Origin of the sequence: Rhodocyclus tenuis (assembly GCF_014197755.1) — a bacterium.
Taxonomy (GTDB): Bacteria; Pseudomonadota; Gammaproteobacteria; order Burkholderiales; family Rhodocyclaceae; genus Rhodocyclus; species Rhodocyclus tenuis.
This window is the reverse complement of the sequence record NZ_JACIGE010000001.1, coordinates 84497-104670: the sequence shown is the minus strand read 5'-3', so window position 1 is coordinate 104670 and position 20174 is coordinate 84497. Positions and strand designations below refer to the sequence as shown.

Genomic DNA, 20174 nt, shown 5'->3' with positions numbered 1-20174 from the left:
TCAGTTTTCGACCATGCCGCTATGCCGCAGCAGCGCCTCGACCGCCGGATCGCGGCCGCGGAAGGCGCGGAACGAATCGAGCGCCGGCCGCGAGCCGCCGACCGAGAGGATTTCGTCGAGGAAGCGGCTGCCGGTGGCGGCGTCGAAGGGATCGCCGGCTTCCTCGAAAGCCGCGTAGCAGTCGGCGGAAAGCACCTCTGCCCACTTGTAGCTGTAATAGCCCGCCGCGTAGCCACCGGCGAAGATGTGCGAGAAGCTGTTCGGGAAGCGCTGCCAGGGCGGCGGCAGCAGTACCGCGACTTCGCGCCGGATGTCGGCGAGAACGTCGAGCGGTGTGCGCCCGGCGGCGGCGTCGGCCACCGGATCGTAGGCGCTGTGCAGCAGCAGGTCGAACAGCGAGAACTCGAGCTGACGCACCGCCTGCAGCCCGCTCTGGAAGTTCTTCGCCGCCAGCATGCGCTCGAACAGCGCGCGCGGCAGCGCTTCGCCCGTATCGATGTGCGCGCTCATGCCGCGCACCACGTGCCATTCCCAGCAGTAGTTTTCCATGAACTGCGAGGGCAGCTCGACGGCGTCCCACTCGACGCCGTGGATGCCGGAAACGCCGAGTTCCTCGACGCGCGTCAGCAGGTGATGCAGGCCGTGTCCGGTTTCGTGGAACAGCGTGATCACGTCGTCGTGCGAGAAGGTCGCCGGCCGCGGTTGGCCGTCCGCTTTTCCGTCCACTGTGCCCACGGGGCGCGGGAAGTTGCAGTTGAGGTAGGCGACCGGCGTCTGCAGGTAATCACCGACGCGCCGCCGGGTGATTGCCTCGTCCATCCAGGCGCCGCCGCGCTTGGTTTCGCGTGCGTAGAGGTCGAGGTAGAACTGGCCGACGAGTGCGCCGGCCGGCGTTTCGATGCGGTAGAAGCGCACGTCTTCGTGCCACACCGGCGCGCTGTCGGGCAGTACGCGCACCGAGAACAGGTTCTCGATGACGCCGAACAGCCCGGCCAGCACTTTCGGTTCGGTGAAGTATTCCTTCACCTCCTGCTCGGAGAAGGAATAGCGCTGCTCGCGCAGCTTTTCCGAGGCGTAGGCGAGGTCCCAGGGTTCGATGTCGGTCAGGCCGAGTTCCTGCGCAGCGAATTCCTTCAGCGCGACGAGGTCGCGCTCGGCGAAGGGTTTCGCCTTGCCGGCGAGGTCGCGCAGGAAAGTCTCGACCTGTGCCGTCGACTCGGCCATCTTGGCGGCGAGCGAGACTTCGGCGTAGTCGCCAAAGCCGAGCATGCGCGCGGCTTCGCGGCGCAGTTCGAGGATGCGCCGGATGAGCGGCGTGTTGTCGAGTTCGGCCGGGCCGAATTCCGAGGCGCGCGTGGCGTGGCCGCGATAGAGCGCGGCACGCAGGCGGCGGCTGTCGGCGTACTGCAGCACCGGCAGGTAGGACGGCATGTGCAGCGTGAATTTCCAGCCCTCGACACCAGCTTTTTCGGCGGCGGCGCGTGCCGCTTCGACCACGTCGGCAGGCAGGCCGGCGATTTCGGCCGGGTCGGTGATGATCTCGGCGAAGGCATTGGTCGCGTCGAGAACGTTTTCCGAGAACTTGGCGGCGAGGCTGGCAAGCTCTTCCTGGATCGCCTGGAAGCGCGGTTTGTCGGCTTCGGGCAGTTCGGCGCCGGAGAGGCGGAAGTCGCGAATTTCGTTGTCGACGATGCGCTGCTGCGCTTCGCTCAGGCCGGCGAATTCGGCGCTGTCGCGGATCGCCTTGTACTTGGCGAACAGCGCAAGGTTCTGCCCGAGTTCGGCGAAGAAGCGCGACACCTCGGGCAGCATGGCGTTGTACGCCTCGCGCCATTCGGGAACGTCATTGACCGAATGCAGGTGGCCGACGACTCCCCAGGCGCGCGAGAATTCCTCGATGCCGTCGGCGAGCGGTGCCGCGAAAGTCGCCCAGCGCGCCTCCGTCGCCGGGTCGGTCAGGCGTTCGACCAGCGTGCGTGCGCGCGTCAGCAGTTCGCCGATGGCCGGCTGTACGTCGCCCGGCGTCACCGTGTCGAAGCGCGGCAGGCCCGAGAAATCGAGGAGAGGGTTGGCGAGCGGGGAATTCGTGTCGGTCATGGAGCGCAGCCTGAAAGTAAATTCCGTCGCCGGCATCATGGCGCGGCGGGCCGTGATCCAGCGACGGGGTAGTTCACGCCAGAACGGCGGAAAACACCGGCTGGCCGCGGCCTTGTGGGCGCAGCCAGCCGTGCTTGCGAGACTCAGTCGACGAAGCGCGCGCCGGTCAGCGTTTCGCAGGCTTCGACGTACTTGCCGCGCGTGCGTTCGATCACTTCCGCCGGCAGGCGCGGGCCGGGAGCCTGCTTGTTCCAGTCGAGCGTTTCGAGGTAGTCGCGCACGTACTGCTTGTCGTACGAGGGCGGGCTGATGCCTTCGCGGTAGCTGTCGGCCGGCCAGAAGCGTGAGGAGTCGGGCGTCAGCGCCTCGTCGATCAGGTGCAGCGTGCCGGCGGCGTCGATGCCGAATTCGAACTTGGTGTCGGCGATGATGATGCCGCGCGACAGCGCGTAGGCGGCGGCTTCGCTGTACAGCGCCAGCGAGACGTCGCGCGCTTCGGTCGCCAGTTGCGCGCCGTTCTTGCCGGTGCCGGCCAATGCGTCGCCGAGCACGGCAGAGCAGTGCGTCTGCGATTGCGCGAAGGAGATGTTCTCGTCGTGTTCGCCAAGTTCAGCCTTCGTTGCCGGCGTGAAGATCGGTTGCGGCAGCTTTGCCGCCTGTTGCAGTCCGGCCGGTAGCGCCACGCCGCAGACGGCGCCGGTTTCCTGATAGTCCTTCCAGCCGGAGCCGATCAGGTAGCCACGTACCACCGCCTCGATCGGCAGCGGCCGCAGACGCTTGACCACCAGCGCACGGCCGCGCACCTGTTCGCGCTCGTCAGGCGCCACGACGTCTTCCGGCGCGATGCCGGTGAGCTGGCCGGGAACGATGTGCGCGAGGCGGTCGAACCAGAAACCGGCGAGCTGCGTCAGCACCTTGCCCTTGCCCGGAATCGGGTCCGGCAGGATGACGTCGAAAGCCGAGAGGCGGTCGCTGGTGACGATCAGCAACTTGTCGTCACCGACCGCGTAAATGTCGCGCACCTTGCCGCGGCCGAGCAGCGGCAGGCTGGTGATGGTCGATTCGAAAAGGGATTGGCTCACGGTATCGTTCCTGTAGGCAGTGAGGGAGTTGGGGGTATTTGCGGCGCGGGCTGCAAGCGGAGTGGTGAAATACTGCGGTTTCTTGTGCGGTGGCGGCTCTTCGCCGGCCAGGAGCGCGCGTCAGGCGCGTCAGGCCGAAATTATAGCTGCCGCCGGAATCAGCTGCTGCCGTGCTCTTCGCGCGCCAGCTGCCGGCGCATGCTGCGGATGCCGATCAGCGAGAAGATGGCGATGACCGGTACCGAAGCGGCGGCGATCAGCTCGGGCGACAGTGCCGGCAGCTGCGTGGCGAAACCGCTGGTCACGGCTTTCACCAGCTGCGAGCCGTAGTAGGTGATCGCCACCACCGACAGGCCTTCGACGGTTTCCTGCAGGCGCAGTTGCAGGCGCGCGCGGTTGTTCATCTGCGCCAGCAGGTCCTGGTTCTGCCGTTCGAGTTCGATGTCGACACGCGTACGCAGGAGCTGGCTGCTGCGCACGACGCGGCCGGAGAGGTCTTCCTGCCGCCGCGCCATCGCTTCGCAGGTGTTCATCGCCGGCAGCAGGCGGCGCTGCATGAATTCGCCGAAGATCGGAAAGCCGGGGATGCGCACCTCGCGCAGTTCCTCGATGCGTTGCTCGACGAAGTCGTGATAGGCGCGCGACGCGCCGAAACGGTAGGTGGTGCGTGCCACCGAATCCTCGACTTCGGCGGCCAGGCCCGACAGTTCGCCGAGCACTTCGCGCTCGTCGTCGGAATTCTGCGTCTTGACGATGCGCGCCATCATCTCGGCCAGTCGCTTCTCGGCCGTGGACAGCCAGCGGCCGACCTGCTTCGCCACCGGCAGGCCGAGCAGCGCCATGATGCGGTAAGTCTCGATCTCGACCAGCCGTTGTACCGTCCGTCCGGCCTGCCGTTCGGTGAGCGAAACGTCGAGGACGAGAAAGCGCGAAAAGCCGCGGTCGAACATGAAATCGGAAAAGACCCAGGCGGCGCCGCCGGACACCAGCGCGCCGCCGACCTGTCGCGGACTCGCCGAATAGCAGGCCATCGCTGCTTCCGGCGTGAGGTCCTTCGCTGAACGCAATTCGACATGCGTCGCCACCATCAGCTGGCCGGGGATGGCTTCCAGCCAGTCGTGCAGCGAATCGTCGAGCGCCGTTTCGGCCGACTGCGTCGGCTCGCCGGGTTGCAGCGGTCGCGAGAAACTGTAGCTGGAGAATTCGGTATGCAGCTCCCAGCGCAGCGTGAACTTTTCGGCTTCGAGGACCAGATGCGTGTCGGAGTTTTCGATGAAGCGGCAGACGCCGCCGCTGCACAGTTGCGACAGATGTTCGCGTTCGTTGGCCGAGGAGTTGCCTTCGTGCATGAAGGCCAGGTGCGAGACGAGCGACGGCACGACGAGCGGAATCGGTGGTCGCGCGTGGAATTCCTGATTCAGCCGCTGGCGTAGCGGATGTTCCTCGAAATCGAAACTGGCGAGCATGCACACCCCATAAATGAAAATCGCGCCGCCGGGAGCGGCGGCGCGATGGCAAAGCTAGACTGCTAGCGGACGATCTGGTTCAGTTCGCCCTTGGCATAGCGCTCGGCCATCTTGTCGAGTGCGATGACCTTGATCTGGCTGGCGCGACCGGCGCAACCGAAGGCTTCAAAGCGCGCCAGACAGATCTTCTTGGCGGCTTCGCGCGCCGGCTTCAGGTAGTCGCGCGGGTCGAACTTGCCGGGATTCTCGACCAGATAGCGCCGCACCGCGCCGGTCATCGCCAGACGGATGTCGGTGTCGATGTTTACCTTGCGCACGCCGTGGGCGATGCCCTTGACGATCTCTTCGACGGGAACGCCGTAGGTTTCCTTCATGTCGCCGCCGAACTCGCGGATTTCGGCGAGCAGTTCCTGCGGCACCGACGACGAGCCGTGCATGACCAGGTGCGTATTCGGAATGCGCGCGTGGATTTCCTTGATGCGGTCGATGGCGAGGATGTCGCCGGTGGGCTTCTTGGTGAACTTGTAGGCGCCGTGGCTGGTGCCGATGGCGATCGCCAGCGCGTCGCAGTTGGTCTGCTTGACGAAGTCGGCAGCCTGATCGGGGTCGGTCAACAGCTGTTCGCGCGTCATGTGGCCTTCGGCGCCGTGGCCGTCTTCCTTGTCGCCCTTCATCGTTTCGAGCGAGCCGAGAACGCCGAGTTCGGCTTCGACCGAAACGCCGATCGAATGCGAGAACTTGACCACTTCGCTCGAGACGGCGACGTTGTATTCGTACGACGAGGTCGTCTTGCCGTCGGCTTCGAGCGAGCCGTCCATCATCACCGAGGAAAAGCCCGACTTGATCGCGCCCATGCACACCGCCGGCGACTGACCATGATCCTGGTGCATGACGATCGGCAGATGCGGATAGGCTTCGAGTGCGGCGAGGATCTGGTGGCGCAGGAAAGGCTCGCCGGCGTATTTGCGCGCACCGGCCGAGGCCTGCATGATCACCGGCGCGTCGATCTGCGCGGCGGCTTCGCAGATGGCCCACACCTGCTCCATGTTGTTGACGTTGAAAGCGGGCAGGCCATAGCCGTTTTCGGCGGCATGGTCGAGCAGTTGGCGCATGGATACGATCGGCATGATTTCCTCCTCGGGAAGATCGTTATTGTCGAGAGTCGAATGAAACCGGGATGTCGCTGGCAAGGCAGGCGGCGGTGCCGCACAGTCCTGCCATTCTAGCGCGAAGCGCGGCGGCCAACCGGTCGCCGCGTGGCGATGCCGCTCAGTTCTGCAGCGGCGCGCGCTGTTCGCCGACGCGAACGATCTTCAGCGTATTGGTACCGCCGGCCGTGCCGATAGGCTCGCCGATGGTGATCACGATCAGGTCGCCGGCCTCGACGACGCCGGCCTCGATCAGCCGTTCTTCCGCTTCCTGCAGCAGCAGGTCGCGATCGGTGTGCTGCTGCGCCATGAGCAGCGGGAAGACGGCGCGATAGAGCACCATCTTGGTCAGCGAGGCGGTTTCCGGTGTCAGCGCGAAAATCGGCACGCCGCAGTTCAAGCGGCTCATCCACAACGCCGTCGATCCCGACTGCGTCAGCGCCGCCACCGCCTTGACCTTCAGGTGGTCGGCGGTGAACAGCGCGGCCATGGCGATCGACTGGTCGATACGCGTGAACACGCGGTTGAGGAATTCGCGGTCAAGCACCACCTCGGCCGATTTCTCGGCCTCCAGACAGATGCGCGCCATCGATTCGACGACCTGCACCGGGTACTTGCCGGCCGCCGTTTCGGCCGAGAGCATCACTGCGTCGGTGCCGTCGAGAACGGCGTTGGCGACGTCGGAGACTTCGGCGCGCGTCGGCGTCGGCGAGACGATCATCGACTCCATCATCTGCGTCGCCGTGATCGCCAGCTTGTTCTTCTCGCGGGCGAGGCGAATCATGCGCTTCTGCAGCGCCGGAACTGCCGCGTCGCCGACTTCGACCGCGAGGTCGCCGCGCGCGACCATGACGCCGTCTGAGGCATCGAGGATTTCTTCAAGTGCCGCGACGGCTTCGACGCGCTCGATCTTGGCGATGAGCAGCGCGCGGCCACCGGCGGCGGCCATCAGCTGGCGCGCCATGTACATGTCGGCGGCACTCTTGGGGAAGGAGACGGCGAGAAAATCGGCGCCGAGCGCGGCGGCGGTACGGATGTCGTCCATGTCCTTGGCGGTCAGCGCCGGCGCCGACAGGCCGCCGCCCTGGCGATTGATCCCCTTGTTGTTGGAGAGATCGCCGCCGTGCCGCACCAGCGTGTGAATCTCGGTGCCGACGACGCGTACCACGTCGAGGGTGATGCGCCCATCGTCGAGCAGCAGCACGCTGCCCGGCGATACGTCGCGCGGCAGATCCTTGTAGTCGAGTCCTGCGCGTTCGCTGTTGCCGAGCTCGCACTGTGCGTCGAGGATGAAAGCCTGCCCGGCTTCGAGCGTGACGCTGCCCTCGGCAAACTTGCCGACGCGGATCTTCGGTCCCTGCAGGTCGGCGAGGATGCCGATCGGCCGGCCGACGCGCGCGGCGACGGCGCGCACGGTTTCGGCGCGGGCGACGTGGTCGGCGGCCTTGCCGTGCGAGAAGTTGAGGCGCACGACGTCGACGCCGGCGCGGATCATTCCTTCGAGGACTGCTTCGTCGCTTGAGGCCGGGCCAAGCGTGGCTACGATCTTGGTGTGACGGGGCATGGCATCTCCGCAGTATCAGAAGCCGGCGGTAGCCGGCAGTTCGAGGTTGATTCTAACGCGTTCGCCTGACAGCCGTGTGACGCGCGCGGCCCGGCCGATGCGCTGGCTGGCCAGGCCGGTCCGCAATTTGCGTTTCGCTGCGCCGGTGATGCCGATGACGGCCGCTACCCGGTCGCGCATGAACGCAGCGCCTGCTACGGGCTGGCAGCAAGGGGCAGAAATGCACAGAGGCACGCATTGCGGCGTGCCTCTGTGCTTGCACAAGTGGCGAGACTGCGCTCGCTCTGCCGTCCGGATCAGCCGTTGCAGCGCTGTTCCAGTGCGGCAACGGCCGGTAGCGTCTTGCCTTCGAGGAATTCGAGGAAGGCGCCGCCGCCGGTCGAGATGTAGCCGATGCGCTCGGCGATGCCGTACTTGGCGATCGCCGCCAGCGTGTCGCCGCCACCGGCGATAGAGAAGCCCTGCGAATCGGCGATGGCGTGTGCCAAAGTCTTGGTGCCTTCGCCGAACTGGTCGAATTCGAAGACGCCTACCGGGCCGTTCCAGACGATGGTGCCGGCGTTCTTCAGCTGTTCGGCGAGTGCCGCGGCGGTCTTCGGGCCGATGTCGAGGATCAGGTCGTCGTCGGCGACGTCTTCGACGTTCTTCACCGTCGCGGCGGCGGTCGCCGAGAATTCCTTGGCGGTGACGACATCGACCGGGATCGGGATCGACGCGCCGCGGGCGCTCATGCGTTCCTGCAGACGACGCGCGTCTTCGACCAGATCAGCCTCGGCCAGCGACTTGCCGATCTTGTGGCCGGCGACGAGCAGGAAGGTGTTGGCGATGCCGCCGCCGACGATCAGCTGGTCGACCTTGTCGGCGAGACTGTCGAGGATGGTCAGCTTGGTCGACACCTTCGAGCCGGCGACGATCGCCACCAGCGGTCGGGCCGGGTTGAGCAGCGCCTTGCCCAACGCTTCGAGTTCGGCCGAGAGCAGCGGGCCGGCGCAGGCGACCGGCGCGGCCAGCGCCAGCGCGTGCGTCGTCGCTTCGGCGCGGTGTGCGGTGCCGAAAGCGTCGTTGCAGTAAACGTCGCAGAGTTTCGCCATCTTCTGCGCGAGTTCTTCGTTGTTCTTCTTCTCGCCCTTGTTGCCGCGGCAGTTTTCGAGAACGACGACTTCGCCCGGCGCGACGCTGAAGCCGCCATCGACCCAGTCGGCGATCAGGCGGACGGGTTGTCCGAGCAGTTCGCCGATGCGCGCGGCGACCGGTGCCAGCGAGTCTTCAGCGGTGAGTGCGCCCTCCGTCGGCCGGCCGAGGTGCGAGGTGACCATCACCGCGGCGCCCGCGGCAACGGCCAGACGGATGCCGGCGAGCGAGGCGCGGATGCGCGTGTCATCGGTGATGGCGCCGCTGTCGTCCTGCGGCACGTTGAGGTCGGCGCGGATGAAGACACGCTTGCCGGCGAGGTCGAGTTCGGAGAGACGTTTGAAGTTCATGGCAGTGACTTTCCCGTATGGGTGGCGGACTTGCAGCGCTATTGCGGGGGCAAAGAAAAAGGGGCGCCAGCGGCGCCCCCTTCGCTCGCTGGCTTAGGCGATGACCCGGGCCATTTCGAGAACCTTGCACGAGTAGCCCCACTCGTTGTCGTACCAGGCGACGACCTTGACGAAGGTCGAATCGAGCGCGATGCCGGCGTCGGCATCAAAGGTCGAGGTGTTCGACTCGCCACGGAAGTCGGTGGCGACGACCTTCTCTTCGGTGTAGCCGAGAACGCCCTTCATCGGACCTTCGGCGGCGGCCTTCATCGCCGCGCAGATGTCGGCGTAGCTGGCTTCCTTGGAGAGTTCGACGGTGAGGTCGACGACCGAGACGTCGGAGGTCGGCACGCGGAAGGACATGCCGGTGAGCTTCTTGTTCAGCTCGGGGATGACCTTGCCGACGGCCTTGGCGGCGCCAGTCGAGGACGGGATGATGTTTTCGAGGATGCCGCGGCCACCGCGCCAGTCCTTGTTCGACGGGCCATCGACGGTCTTCTGCGTGGCGGTGGCAGCGTGCACCGTCGTCATCAGGCCGCGCTTGATTCCCCAGTTGTCGTTCAGCACCTTGGCCACCGGCGCCAGGCAGTTGGTCGTGCAGCTGGCGTTGGAGATGATCGTCTGGCCGGCGTAGCTCTGGTGATTGACGCCATAGACGAACATCGGCGTGTCGTCCTTCGACGGCGCCGACATGATGACCTTCTTGGCGCCGGCGGCGATGTGCTTGGCGGCGGTTTCTTCGGTGAGGAAGAGGCCGGTCGATTCGATGACGATGTCGGCGCCGACTTCGTCCCACTTCAGCTGCGCCGGATCCTTGACCGCGGTCAGGCGGATCTTCTTGCCGTTGACGATCAGCGTGTTGCCTTCGACCGAGACTTCGCCCTTGAAGCGGCCATGCACCGAGTCGTACTTGAGCATGTAGGCGAGGTAGTCGGGTTCCAGCAGGTCGTTGATGCCGACAATCTCGATGTCAGCGAAGTCCTTGATCGCAGCGCGGAAGACCATGCGTCCGATGCGGCCAAAACCGTTGATGCCGACTTTGATGCTCATTGTTCTTTCTCCGATTGAATTGAAACAGATTTGATTGAAAGGGCGCCGGCTCAGAGCACGGATTTGACGCGTGCGACGACGTTGGCGACGGTGAAACCGAAGTGTTCAAACAGGCGGTTGGCCGGCGCCGATTCGCCGAAAGTCGTCATGCCGACGACGGCGCCATCGAGGCCGACGTACTTCCACCAGAAGTCGGCGATACCGGCTTCGACGGCGACGCGCGGCAGGCCCTTGGGCAGTACGGCTTCGCGCCATGCCGCATCCTGACGGTCGAAGATGCTGGTGCAGGGCATCGACACCACGCGCACTGCGATGCCTTCCGCAGCCAGCGCCTGCTGCGCGTCGAGCGCGAGCTTCACTTCCGAACCGGTGGCGATGAGCACCGCCTGCGGAGCGGCCACGTCGGCAAGAACGTAGCCGCCGCGCGCGATGGTGGCTGCGTCGATGCCGGCGGTGACCGTCGGCAGGTTCTGCCGCGACAGCGCGAGGACGCTCGGGCCATGCACGCGTTCGATCCCGGCGATCCAGGCGACCAGCGTTTCGGTCGCGTCGGCCGGGCGCCAGACGTCGAGGTTCGGGATCAGGCGCATCGAGGCAACGTGTTCGATCGGCTGGTGCGTCGGGCCGTCTTCGCCGAGGCCAATCGAGTCGTGCGTGTACACCATCACCTGCCGCTTCTTCATCAGCGCCGCCATGCGGATCGCGTTGCGCGCGTAGTCGGAGAAGACGAGGAAGGTGGCGGTGAAGGGAATCAGGCCGCCGTGCAGCGCGATGCCGTTGGCGATGGCGGTCATGCCGAATTCGCGCACGCCGTAGTAGAGGTAGTTGCCGCCGGCGTCGTGCGTGACGCCGCGGGCCTGCTTCCACAAGGTCAGGTTGGAACCGGCGAGGTCGGCCGAGCCGCCGATGATCTCGGGCAGCAGCGGTGCGAGCGCCTGGATGGCGTTCTGCGAGGCCTTGCGCGTGGCGATGTTCTCGGCCTTGGCGACGACGGCGGCGAGTGCCTGCGCCGAAGCCTCGTTCCAACTGGCGGGCAGTTCGCCGGCCATGCGCCGGCGGTATTCGGCAGCGAGTTCAGGGAAGGCGGCGGTGTAGGCAGCAAACCGCGCGTTCCAGTTGCTCTCGAAGGTTTCGCCGCGCGGGCGGCCGTTCCATGCCGCATAAACGTCGTCGGGGACCTCGAAGGGTGCGTAGGGCCAGCCGATGAAGGCGCGTGCGGCAGCGATTTCGGCGTCGCCGAGCGCTGCGCCATGCACATCGTGCGTGCCGGCCTTGTTCGGCGAGCCCATGCCGATCACCGTCTTGCAGCAGATCAGCGTCGGCCGCGTCTTGTCGGCACGTGCCTCAAGCAGCGCGCGTTCGATCGCTTCCGGGTCGTGGCCGGGCACTGCCGGGATCACCTGCCAGCCGTAAGCGGCAAAGCGCCCCGGCGTGTCGTCGGTGAACCAGCCCTCGACGTGGCCGTCGATGGAGATGCCGTTGTCGTCGTAGAAGGCGATCAGCTTGCCCAGGCCAAGCGTGCCGGCAAGCGAACAGACTTCGTGGCTGATGCCTTCCATCAGACAGCCGTCGCCGAGGAAGACGTAGGTCGAGTGGTCGACGATTTCGTGTCCGGGGCGGTTGAACTCGGCGGCCAGCACCTTTTCGGCGATGGCCATGCCGACGGCGTTGGCGATGCCCTGGCCGAGCGGGCCGGTGGTCGTCTCGACGCCCGGCGTGTAGTCGACTTCCGGGTGTCCCGGCGTCTTCGAACCGTACTGGCGGAAGTTCTTCAGGTCGTCGATCGAAACGTCGTAACCGGTCAGATGCAGCAGCGCGTAGAGCAGCATCGAGCCGTGACCGTTGGAGAGGACGAAACGGTCACGGTCGGCCCAGTGCGGGTTGGCCGGGTTGTGACGCAGGTGGCGTCGCCACAGCACCTCGGCAATTTCGGCCATGCCCATCGGCATGCCCGGGTGGCCGGAGTTGGCTTTCTGGACGGCGTCCATGGCGAGGGCGCGCAAGGCGCCGGTCAGGGGGGTGAAGGCGACGTTCACGATGGTTGGCCGATCCTAAAAAAGAGAGGAGGGGTGCTGCGTAGCGCAGGGGCAAAAATTATCTTGCACCCGCGGGTATTTATCAACCGTGGATAGCCAGCAGGGCTGCGAGGCCGGCGCTCCGTCTTGCTCAGTTGCCGCGATGGTAGGCGACCACTGTTGCAACTTCGTTCTTTGCACCGAGAACGACCGGGATGCGCTGGTGCAGGCGTTGCGGCTGGATGTCGAGGATGCGCTGGTGGCCGTCGCTGGCGGCACCGCCGGCCTGTTCGACGATGAAGGCCATCGGATTGGCTTCGTAGAGCAGGCGCAGCTTGCCGCCCTGCCCGGCGATGCGCGCGTCGAGCGGATACATGAAAACGCCGCCGCGCGTCAGGATGCGATGCACGTCGGCGACCATCGACGCTACCCAGCGCATGTTGAAATCCTTGGCGCGCGGCCCGTCGACGCCGGCGAGCAGGTCGCCGACGTAGCGCTGCATCGGTTCTTCCCAGTGCCGCTGGTTCGACATGTTGATCGCGAATTCCTGCGTCTCGGCGGGAATCTGCAGCTTGTCGCCGGTGAGGATGAAGGAGCCGAGTTCGCGGTCGAGCGTGAACAAGGCAACGCCGGCGCCGAGCGTCAGCGCCAGCAGCGTCGTTGGGCCATAGAGTGCGTAGCCGGCGGCGACCTGTTCGCAGCCGGGTTGCAGGAAGGCGGCCTCGCCCGGCTCGCAGCCTTCCGGGCAGCGCAAGACCGAGAAAATGGTGCCGACCGAAACATTGACGTCGATATTCGACGAGCCGTCGAGCGGATCGAAGACGAGCAGGTACTCGCCCTTCGGGAAGCGGTTCGGGATCGGGTGCGGCTCTTCCATTTCCTCGGACGCCATCGCTGCCAGATGGCCGCCCCACTCGTTGGCTTCGAGCAGGATCTCGTTGGAGAGCACGTCGAGCTTCTTCTGCACTTCGCCCTGCACGTTCTCGCTGCCGGCCGAACCGAGCACGCCGCCGAGTTCGCCCTTGCCGATGGCCAGCGAAATCCGCTTGCAGGCGCGCGCTACCACCTCGATCAAGAGGCGCAGGTCGGCGTCGATCCTTCCCTTGTCTCGCTGTTCTTCGATCAGGTAGCGGGAAAGCGAGATGCGGCGCATGGGCGGGTCTCCGGGAGCGAACGGGTCAGTGGTGGAACGCCGGGCGGGCAAGTGCTGGCGAAGTTGGCGTCGTTGGCACGCATTTTACCCCGCCGTCGTCTCCCCGGTTGTGCTTCCACGCGCAGCGGCGCGCAGGAAAGCCAGTGCTGCCTCTGCCGGCAGGGGCCGGCTGAACAGATAGCCCTGCACCTCGTCGCAGTCGTGCACGGCGAGCAGGGCGAACTGTGCTTCGCTTTCGACGCCTTCGGCGACGACGCCGATACCGAGGCTGTGCGCCAGCGCGATGGTCGATACGGCAATTGCCGCGTCGTTGGCGTCATGCTCGATGTCGGTGACGAAGGAGCGGTCGATCTTCAGGTGGTCGATCGGGAAACGCTTGAGGTAGGCGAGCGAGGAATAGCCGGTGCCGAAGTCGTCGATGGCCAGGCGCACGCCCATGCTGCGCAGGCGTTCGAGGATGACGCGCGCCGCCTCCGGTTCCTTCATCACCGCGCTTTCAGTGATTTCAAGTTCGAGCAGCGTCGCCGGCAGGCCGGAATCGGCCAGTGCCGCGGCGACCTGCTCGCTGAAGTCGCTACGGCGCAGCTGGTGTGCCGAGACGTTCACCGCGACGCGCACGGGTGGCAGTCCGGCGTCGATCCATTCGCGCAGCTGCCGCGTCGCGGTACGCAGCACCCAGTTGCCGAGCGCCACGATCAGCCCGGTTTCCTCGGCGATCGGGATGAAACGCGCCGGCGGTACGGCTTCACCGCCGTCGGGTCGCCAGCGCAGCAGCGCTTCGACGCCGACGACCTGACGGCTGCTCGTATTCAGCACCGGCTGATAGTCGAGCGAGAACTCGGCACGCGTCAGCGCCTGACGCAGGCGGCGTTCCAGTTCCAGCGTCTCGTGGGCATTGCGGTTCATCTCCTCGGCGTAGAACTGGAAGTTGTTCCGTCCCAGTGCCTTGGCGTGATACATCGCGGTATCGGCGTTGCGCAGGATCTGCTCGGGCTCCTCGCCGTCGTCGGGGCAGACGCTGATGCCGATGCTCGGACTGGTGTGCAGTTCATGGCTACCCGCCAGCACCGGTTCGTTGAGCGCGGCGACGATCTTCAGCGCGACACTGGCGGCGTCGTCGGGACTGTTCAGTCCGGGCAGCACGATGATGAACTCGTCACCGCCGAGGCGGGCGACGATGTCCGACTCGCGCACCGCGCCGGACAGGCGGCGCGAGACTTCGATCAGCAGCAGGTCGCCGATGTGGTGACCGAGCGTGTCGTTGATCACCTTGAAACGGTCGAGATCGATGAACAGCACGCCGACGTGGCTGTGCCGCCGGCGCGATTCGCTGCACGACTGTTCGAGGCGAGCTTCCAGCGACAGGCGGTTGGGCAGTCCGGTGAGCGCGTCGTGGTGCGCGAGATAGTGGATGCGCTCTTCCGCCTGCTTGCGTTCGCTGATGTCCGAGAAGATGCCGACCAGATGCGTGCGCCGGCCGCTGTCGCGGTCGATCACCGCGTTGACCGTCATCCACGCCGGATACGCTTCGCCGTCCTTGCGCCGGTCCCATACCTCGCCGGCCCAGCGTCCGCGCTCGTTCAGCGACTCTTCAAGTCGCCGATGAAAGTCCTCGTCAGCGGCGCCGGCACCGAGCGAGCGCGGCGAGCGCCCGATCACCTCGGCGCCGGAGTAGCCGGTGATCTGGGTGAAAGCCTGGTTGGTCGACAGGATGGCGCCTTCGGCATTGCAGATGACGATGGCGTCGGGGCTGTTGTCGAACACCTTTTCCGCGAGCAGCAGGCGTTCTTCGGCGAGCTTGCGCTCGCTGACGTCGGTATAGATGGTGACGAAGCCACCGTCGGGTAGCGGTGTGCCGCGCACCTCGATGGTTGTTCCCTGCGGGCGCCGGCGTTCAAAACGGTGAGCCTCGGCCGAACGCGCGCGTTCGACCACCGCCGCTGCCAGCTGCTCGGGGTCGCCCGGGCCGTATTCGCCGCGGAGGGCGTTGAAGCGCGCCAGTTCGGCGAGCGAGACGATGCCGCGCCCGTCGAACAGCGTGTCGGGGAAGTCGAGCAGGCGGCGGAACTCGCGGTTGCAGGCGACGATGTTCAGGCCGGCGTCCATCAGCGAAACGCCGCCGGGAATGTTGTCGATGATCGTGCGCAGGATGGCGTGCTGCCGCTCCAGTTGCAGCTCGGCGTTCTTGCGCTCGCTGATTTCGGTGTACGTGGTGATGAAGCCGGCGAGTTGCCCTTCGACCTGATAGGGCGCGCCTTCGATCAGGTAGGTGCGGCCGTTCGGGCGCGTACGTTCGAAGCGGTGCGCTTCGAAGCGCAGGGCGAGCGCAAGGCGTTGTTGCACGTGCACGTCGGGGTCGCCCGGACCATATTCGCCGCGTTCGGCGGGGGCGCGGATCAGGTCGGCGAAACGGGCGCCGACGAAGAGCTGATCCGGCGGCAGATCGAGGATTTCGGCCAGCCCGGCGTTCCAGTGCTGCAGCTGCAAGTGTTCGTCGAAGACGCTGATTCCCTGTGGCAGTTGTTGCAGCACGGCCGCCAGCTGTCCGGCGGTGCGCCGGCGTTCGCTGATGTCCTGCGTGGCGCCGATGAGCGCGGTCGGCAGGCCGTTTTCGTCGGCAATGACGCGGCAGACGTTCTCGCAGTGGCGAACCTCGCCCGAGGGCAGCAGCAGGCGGAAAGCCAGTCTTGGCTGTTCGCCGCAGGCCTTGGTGGCGTTGAGGCTGGACCGTAGCACTTCGCGGTCGTCGGGATGGACGCGCGCGCAGTAAATGTCGAGCGAGGCTTCGGTATCCGGCGGATAGCCGAGCAGGCGCGCCGTTTCGGCTGACCACCACATGGCCTCGCCCGGCAGCGGCCGCTCCCAGCTGCCGATGCCGGCGATGCGCTGGGCGGCGAGCAGGTGCTCGTTGCTCTTGCCGATTTCACGTGCGGCGTTCTGTTCGGCGCTGCGCTGTTTGTGCAGCGAGCGGCGCTGGATGTGCCACAACCAGATGGCCATGGCGCCAGCGCCGAGCAGCAACAGCGCCGACAGGCTGCCGATGAAAGAGATCTGCCGGTCGAGCGGCGACAGCACCTCGGCCTGATCGATCTTGGCGATCAGCAGCCAGCGGCTGCCGGGCACCGGCCGCGTCGCGGCGAATACGCTGGCGCCGCGATAGTCGATGCTGGCTTTGGCAGCGCCGTCTTCGTCGGCGAGCGAAGGGCGTGCCGCGAGGTCGTCGTTGCCGACCGCGCGCAGCGTCATGCCGGGCTTGCCCCGCAGTTCGTTGAGATAGATGAAATCGCGGTCGCGGCGCTCGACAAGCAGGGTTTCTGCCGATTCGCTCGGTGTCGGCCAGGTCCGCATCAGCGGGAACAGGAAGCGCTGCGGGTCGATGCGGAAGACCAGGCAGGCGATCGTCTTTGTGCTGGCGCGGCCGTTCAGCGGTATCACCAGATCGAGATAGCTCTCCATCCCCATCGACGGTTGCAGGTCGCCCATCAGCGGTGCGCCGCGTCGCTCCGCTTCCTGCAGGTGCGCGATGGTGTCGGTGAACACCGGCAAGGCATCGGCGGTCGCCGCGAGAATGCGTCCGTCGGGCGCCAGCAGCAGCGCTTCGCGGAAGTCGAAGTGGCGTACATAGCTGTTCAGCCAGCCCTTGATTTCCGCGTGCTTTTCGTCGCTCTGTCGTCCCGCGATCCAGCGGGCAATCGCTTCGCCGACCAGCGGGTTGTCGCGGATCAGCTGCGCGTCGGCGAGCCGTTCATCACGCCACTGGCTGATCTGCCGCACCTTGAGGTCGGCGATCGTCGCCAGCTGCTTTTCGGCCTGGAACTCTATTTCGCGCTGCTGCGAACGGAAGGCGTCATAGTCGACCAGGCCGATGCCGAGCGCGAGCAGGGCAAAGATGCCGAGCAGTGGCGCCAGGCCGGCGAGGGGGCGACGCATCATCGCCGACCGGCTCAGGACGGCGAGGCCGGCGTTGCCGGCACGCGCCGGCGGGCAAGGGCGCTCATCGGCTCATTGCCGCCACTTGATCGAGCAGCCCATGCTCGCGACCTGTTCGCGCGGACCGCGGCCGCTGGCGGCGATCCCGCGCATCGCCTCGAACAGCTCGCGTCGGGCCTCGGGCGGCGCCGGCGCGCGGCCCGAGGCATCGAGGCGGCCGCGGTATTGCAGCTGCAGCGCGCCGTTGAAGCCGAAGAAGTCGGGCGTACACACGGCGTCGTAGGCGCGCGCTACCGACTGATCGGCGTCGTGCAGGTAGGGGAAGGGGAAATCGAGTTCGCGCGCCAGGCGCTGCATGTTCTCCAGCGAGTCTTCCGGGTAGTCGTTGGCGTCGTTGCTGCAGATCGCGGCGACGCCGATACCCAGCGGGATCAGTTGGCGCGCGTCGCGCAGGATGCGGTCGAGCACTGCCTTGACGTAGGGGCAGTGGTTGCAGATGAACATCAGCAGCAGACCGTTCGGCCCGCGCAGGTCGGCGAGCGCATGCACGCGGCCGGCGCTGTCGGGCAGGCAGAAATCCACTGCCGGCCAACCGAAGTCGCAGATCGGGGTATTAACCGCCATGATGCAGGGTCTCCGTTGTGAATTTTCTTTGCAGGATTTGCGCTCTTGTACTGGCGAGGCCGGGCGACTGGATGCTGCGAGGAAGCGTCCGCCCGTGGTGCCTCCGATTTCGCGGCAAAGTGCCTTGCGGCCTATGATCCACGGTGTCGATCGTTGATAATAGTACGATGAATTATCCACGCTTTCATTGCCCCTTGCCGCTGGCCGCCGGCGCTTCGCTGGTCTTGCCCGAGGCGGCGGCGCGGCATGCCGGACGCGTGTTGCGCCTGCGCGTCGGCGACATGATCACGCTGTTCGACGGTGCTGGCGGCGAACATGATGCGCGCATCAGTGCGCTCGGGCGTAGCGAGGTTGTCGTCGAGGTGCTGGCGCATTCGGCGCGCGAGCGTGAATCGCCGTTGCTGGTGACGCTGGTGCAGGCGCTGCAGTCCGGCGACAAGATGGACCTGACGGTGCAGAAGGCGGTCGAGCTGGGTGTTTCGCGCATCGTTCCCGTGCTCTCGCGGCGCAGCGTCGTTCGTCTCGACGGCGAGCGCGCCGTGCGCCGGGTCGAACACTGGCGCGGCGTTGCCGCGTCGGCCTGCGAACAATGCGGTCGCAACCGCGTGCCGGAAGTCGCCGAACTTGCGGCGCTCGAGCGCTGGCTGGCCCAGCCGCCGGCTGCGGGTGCCCTGCGGCTGATGCTGGCGCCGGGGGCGCCAGCGACGCTGGCTTCGCTGCCGCGCCCGGCAGCGGGTGAGCGCATCGAGCTGCTGATCGGCGCCGAGGGCGGTCTGGCACCCGAAGAAATGCGCGCTGCGGCGCTGGCTGGCTTCGTTGCGGTCCGTCTCGGTCCGCGCGTACTGCGAACGGAAACAGCGAGTCTGGCGGCATTGGCCGCGATGCAGTGTCTGTGGGGCGACTTCAGCGAAGGGGCGGGGCATGTTTGAATCGGCGGAACTCGGGCACAAGATCGACAAGGCTACTTTTCGCGAGGAGGTGCCGAAACTGCGCGCGGCGCTGCTCGACGCGCAGTTCGACCTGCGCGAGAACGGCAAGTTTCCGGTGATCATCCTGATCAGCGGCGTCGACGGCGCCGGCAAGGGCGAAACGATCAACGTGCTCTACGAGTGGATGGACGCGCGCTACCTGTCCACGCTCGCCTTCTCGGCGCCGAGCGACGAGGAACGCGAGCGGCCCTACATGTGGCGCTACTGGCGTGCGCTGCCGGCCAAGGGGCGGGCCGGTGTGTTTGCCGGGTCGTGGTATTCCGACCCGATCCGCGACCACATCCTCGGCCATCTCGGCAAGGGCGACCTCGACCAGCGCATGGACCAGATCAACCGCTTCGAAGCAATGCTGGTCAATGAAGGCGCGCTGGTCCTCAAGTTCTGGTTCCATCTGTCCAAGGAAGGCCAGCGCACGCGCCTGAAGGCGATGGAGAAGGATCCGCGCACCGCCTGGCGCGTTACCAAGGACAGCTGGGCGCGGCTGAAAACCTACGACAAGCTGCAGGAAGCCGCCGCCCATGTGCTGCGCATGACCAACACGCCGTGGGCACCGTGGATCGTTGTCGAAGGCACCGACGACCGCTATCGTTCGCTCACCGTCGGCAAGGTCGTTCTCGACGCGCTGCAGAAGCGTCTGGCCGATCCGCGCGACCAGAACTACCCGGTGGCACCGCCGCTGGCACCGAAGATCGATACGCTTGACGTACTCACCGCACTCGATCTGACGCAGAAGCTCGAGCACAAGGAGTACGAAGCCGAACTCGCCAAGTGGCAGGGGCGGCTTGCCGAACTGGTGCGCGAGCCGGAGTTCGGCAAACGCTCGCTGATCATCGCCTTCGAGGGGTCCGACGCGGCCGGCAAGGGCGGCGCCATCCGCCGCATCACCGCGGCGATGGACGCGCGCCAGTACCAGATCATCCCGGTGGCGGCGCCGACCGAGGAAGAGCGCGCGCAACCCTACCTGTGGCGTTTCTGGCGGCACATGCCGCGCGTCGGGCGGGTGGCGATCTTCGACCGCACCTGGTACGGCCGCGTGCTGGTCGAGCGCGTCGAAGGTTTTTGCGGCGAGGCCGACTGGCTGCGCGCCTACACCGAGATCAACGATTTCGAGCATGAGCTCAAGGAAGCCGGCGCCATCGTCATCAAGTTCTGGCTGCAGATCAGCGACAAGGAACAGCTGCGCCGCTTCAAGGAGCGCGAGAAGATCAGTTTCAAGCGCTTCAAGATCACCGACGAAGACTGGCGCAACCGCGAAAAGAGCGGCGCCTATCACACCGCCGTCTGCGACATGATCGACCGCACCAGCACCGGGCTGTCGCCGTGGACGCTGGTCGAAGCCGAGGACAAGAGTTTCGCCCGCGTGAAAATCCTGCGCACCGTTTGCGAGCGGCTGGAAAGCGCGCTCAAGGCCGGCAAAGGCGGGGATTCGGAGAGGGAAGCGGGCAAGTCTTCGGCGAGGGATGCGGCTAAGAATTCGGGTAAGGTGGCGGCGAAGGTTGCGGGCAAAGGTCCGGCCAAAGAGAAGGAATAATCAGG

14 protein-coding genes are annotated in these 20174 nt (G+C 66.2%); 2 read left to right on the top strand and 12 right to left on the bottom strand.

The genetic code is table 11. The annotated features are described in order from the left end of the window. The 12 genes from GGD90_RS00455 to GGD90_RS00400 form a co-directional block, all read right to left on the bottom strand. Positions 1 to 2097 (bottom strand): M3 family metallopeptidase, encoded by a 2097-nt coding sequence (locus tag GGD90_RS00455; protein WP_153117096.1) that lies wholly within the window; start codon positions 2095 to 2097, stop codon positions 1 to 3. 143 nt (positions 2098 to 2240) lie between these two features. Next, positions 2241 to 3179, bottom strand: a complete 939-nt coding sequence (locus tag GGD90_RS00450; protein WP_153117097.1) for a phosphoribosylaminoimidazolesuccinocarboxamide synthase — start codon at positions 3177 to 3179, stop codon at positions 2241 to 2243. Between the two features lie 158 nt (positions 3180 to 3337). Continuing rightward, the gene (locus tag GGD90_RS00445; protein WP_153117098.1) at positions 3338 to 4645 is read right to left on the bottom strand and encodes a DUF3422 family protein; all 1308 of its coding nucleotides are present in this window, start codon (positions 4643 to 4645) and stop codon (positions 3338 to 3340) included. A 62-nt stretch (positions 4646 to 4707) separates the two neighbouring features. Continuing rightward, positions 4708 to 5772, bottom strand: a complete 1065-nt coding sequence (gene fba, locus GGD90_RS00440) for a class II fructose-bisphosphate aldolase (protein ID WP_153117099.1) — start codon at positions 5770 to 5772, stop codon at positions 4708 to 4710. A gap of 142 nt (positions 5773 to 5914) precedes the next feature. Beyond that, positions 5915 to 7357 (bottom strand): pyruvate kinase, encoded by a 1443-nt coding sequence (gene pyk, locus GGD90_RS00435; RefSeq protein ID WP_153117100.1) that lies wholly within the window; start codon positions 7355 to 7357, stop codon positions 5915 to 5917. Between the two features lie 15 nt (positions 7358 to 7372). Next, positions 7373 to 7537 carry a hypothetical protein gene (locus GGD90_RS00430; RefSeq protein WP_153117101.1) on the bottom strand — a complete coding sequence of 55 codons (165 nt, stop codon included), beginning with the start codon at positions 7535 to 7537 and terminating at the stop codon, positions 7373 to 7375. Between the two features lie 116 nt (positions 7538 to 7653). Continuing rightward, entirely contained in the window at positions 7654 to 8838 is a 1185-nt protein-coding gene (locus GGD90_RS00425) for a phosphoglycerate kinase (protein ID WP_153117102.1), read from the bottom strand. A gap of 93 nt (positions 8839 to 8931) precedes the next feature. Next, on the bottom strand, positions 8932 to 9927 hold the full coding sequence (gap, locus tag GGD90_RS00420; RefSeq protein WP_153117103.1) for a type I glyceraldehyde-3-phosphate dehydrogenase: 996 nt from the start codon (positions 9925 to 9927) through the stop codon (positions 8932 to 8934). Between the two features lie 50 nt (positions 9928 to 9977). Beyond that, complete coding sequence (gene tkt, locus GGD90_RS00415; RefSeq protein WP_153117104.1) at positions 9978 to 11963, bottom strand: transketolase; 1986 nt, start codon at positions 11961 to 11963, stop codon at positions 9978 to 9980. 130 nt (positions 11964 to 12093) lie between these two features. After that, on the bottom strand, positions 12094 to 13095 hold the full coding sequence (locus GGD90_RS00410; RefSeq protein WP_153117105.1) for a class 1 fructose-bisphosphatase: 1002 nt from the start codon (positions 13093 to 13095) through the stop codon (positions 12094 to 12096). 84 nt (positions 13096 to 13179) lie between these two features. Beyond that, positions 13180 to 17028, bottom strand: coding sequence for an EAL domain-containing protein (locus GGD90_RS00405; protein ID WP_184414875.1), 3849 nt, complete (start codon positions 17026 to 17028; stop codon positions 13180 to 13182). Positions 17029 to 17097: 69 nt separating this feature from the next. Beyond that, positions 17098 to 17649 (bottom strand): thioredoxin family protein, encoded by a 552-nt coding sequence (locus GGD90_RS00400; protein ID WP_153117106.1) that lies wholly within the window; start codon positions 17647 to 17649, stop codon positions 17098 to 17100. 167 nt (positions 17650 to 17816) lie between these two features. On the opposite strand from GGD90_RS00400, the gene GGD90_RS00395 reads away from it, so the two are divergent. Then, the gene (locus GGD90_RS00395; RefSeq protein WP_153117107.1) at positions 17817 to 18578 is read left to right on the top strand and encodes a 16S rRNA (uracil(1498)-N(3))-methyltransferase; all 762 of its coding nucleotides are present in this window, start codon (positions 17817 to 17819) and stop codon (positions 18576 to 18578) included. Further along, a complete protein-coding gene (gene pap, locus GGD90_RS00390; RefSeq protein WP_153117108.1) occupies positions 18571 to 20169 on the top strand; it encodes a polyphosphate:AMP phosphotransferase in 1599 nt (532 codons plus the stop codon). The genes GGD90_RS00395 and pap overlap by 8 nt, the downstream gene beginning before the upstream one ends. Positions 20170 to 20174 lie beyond the last annotated feature (5 nt).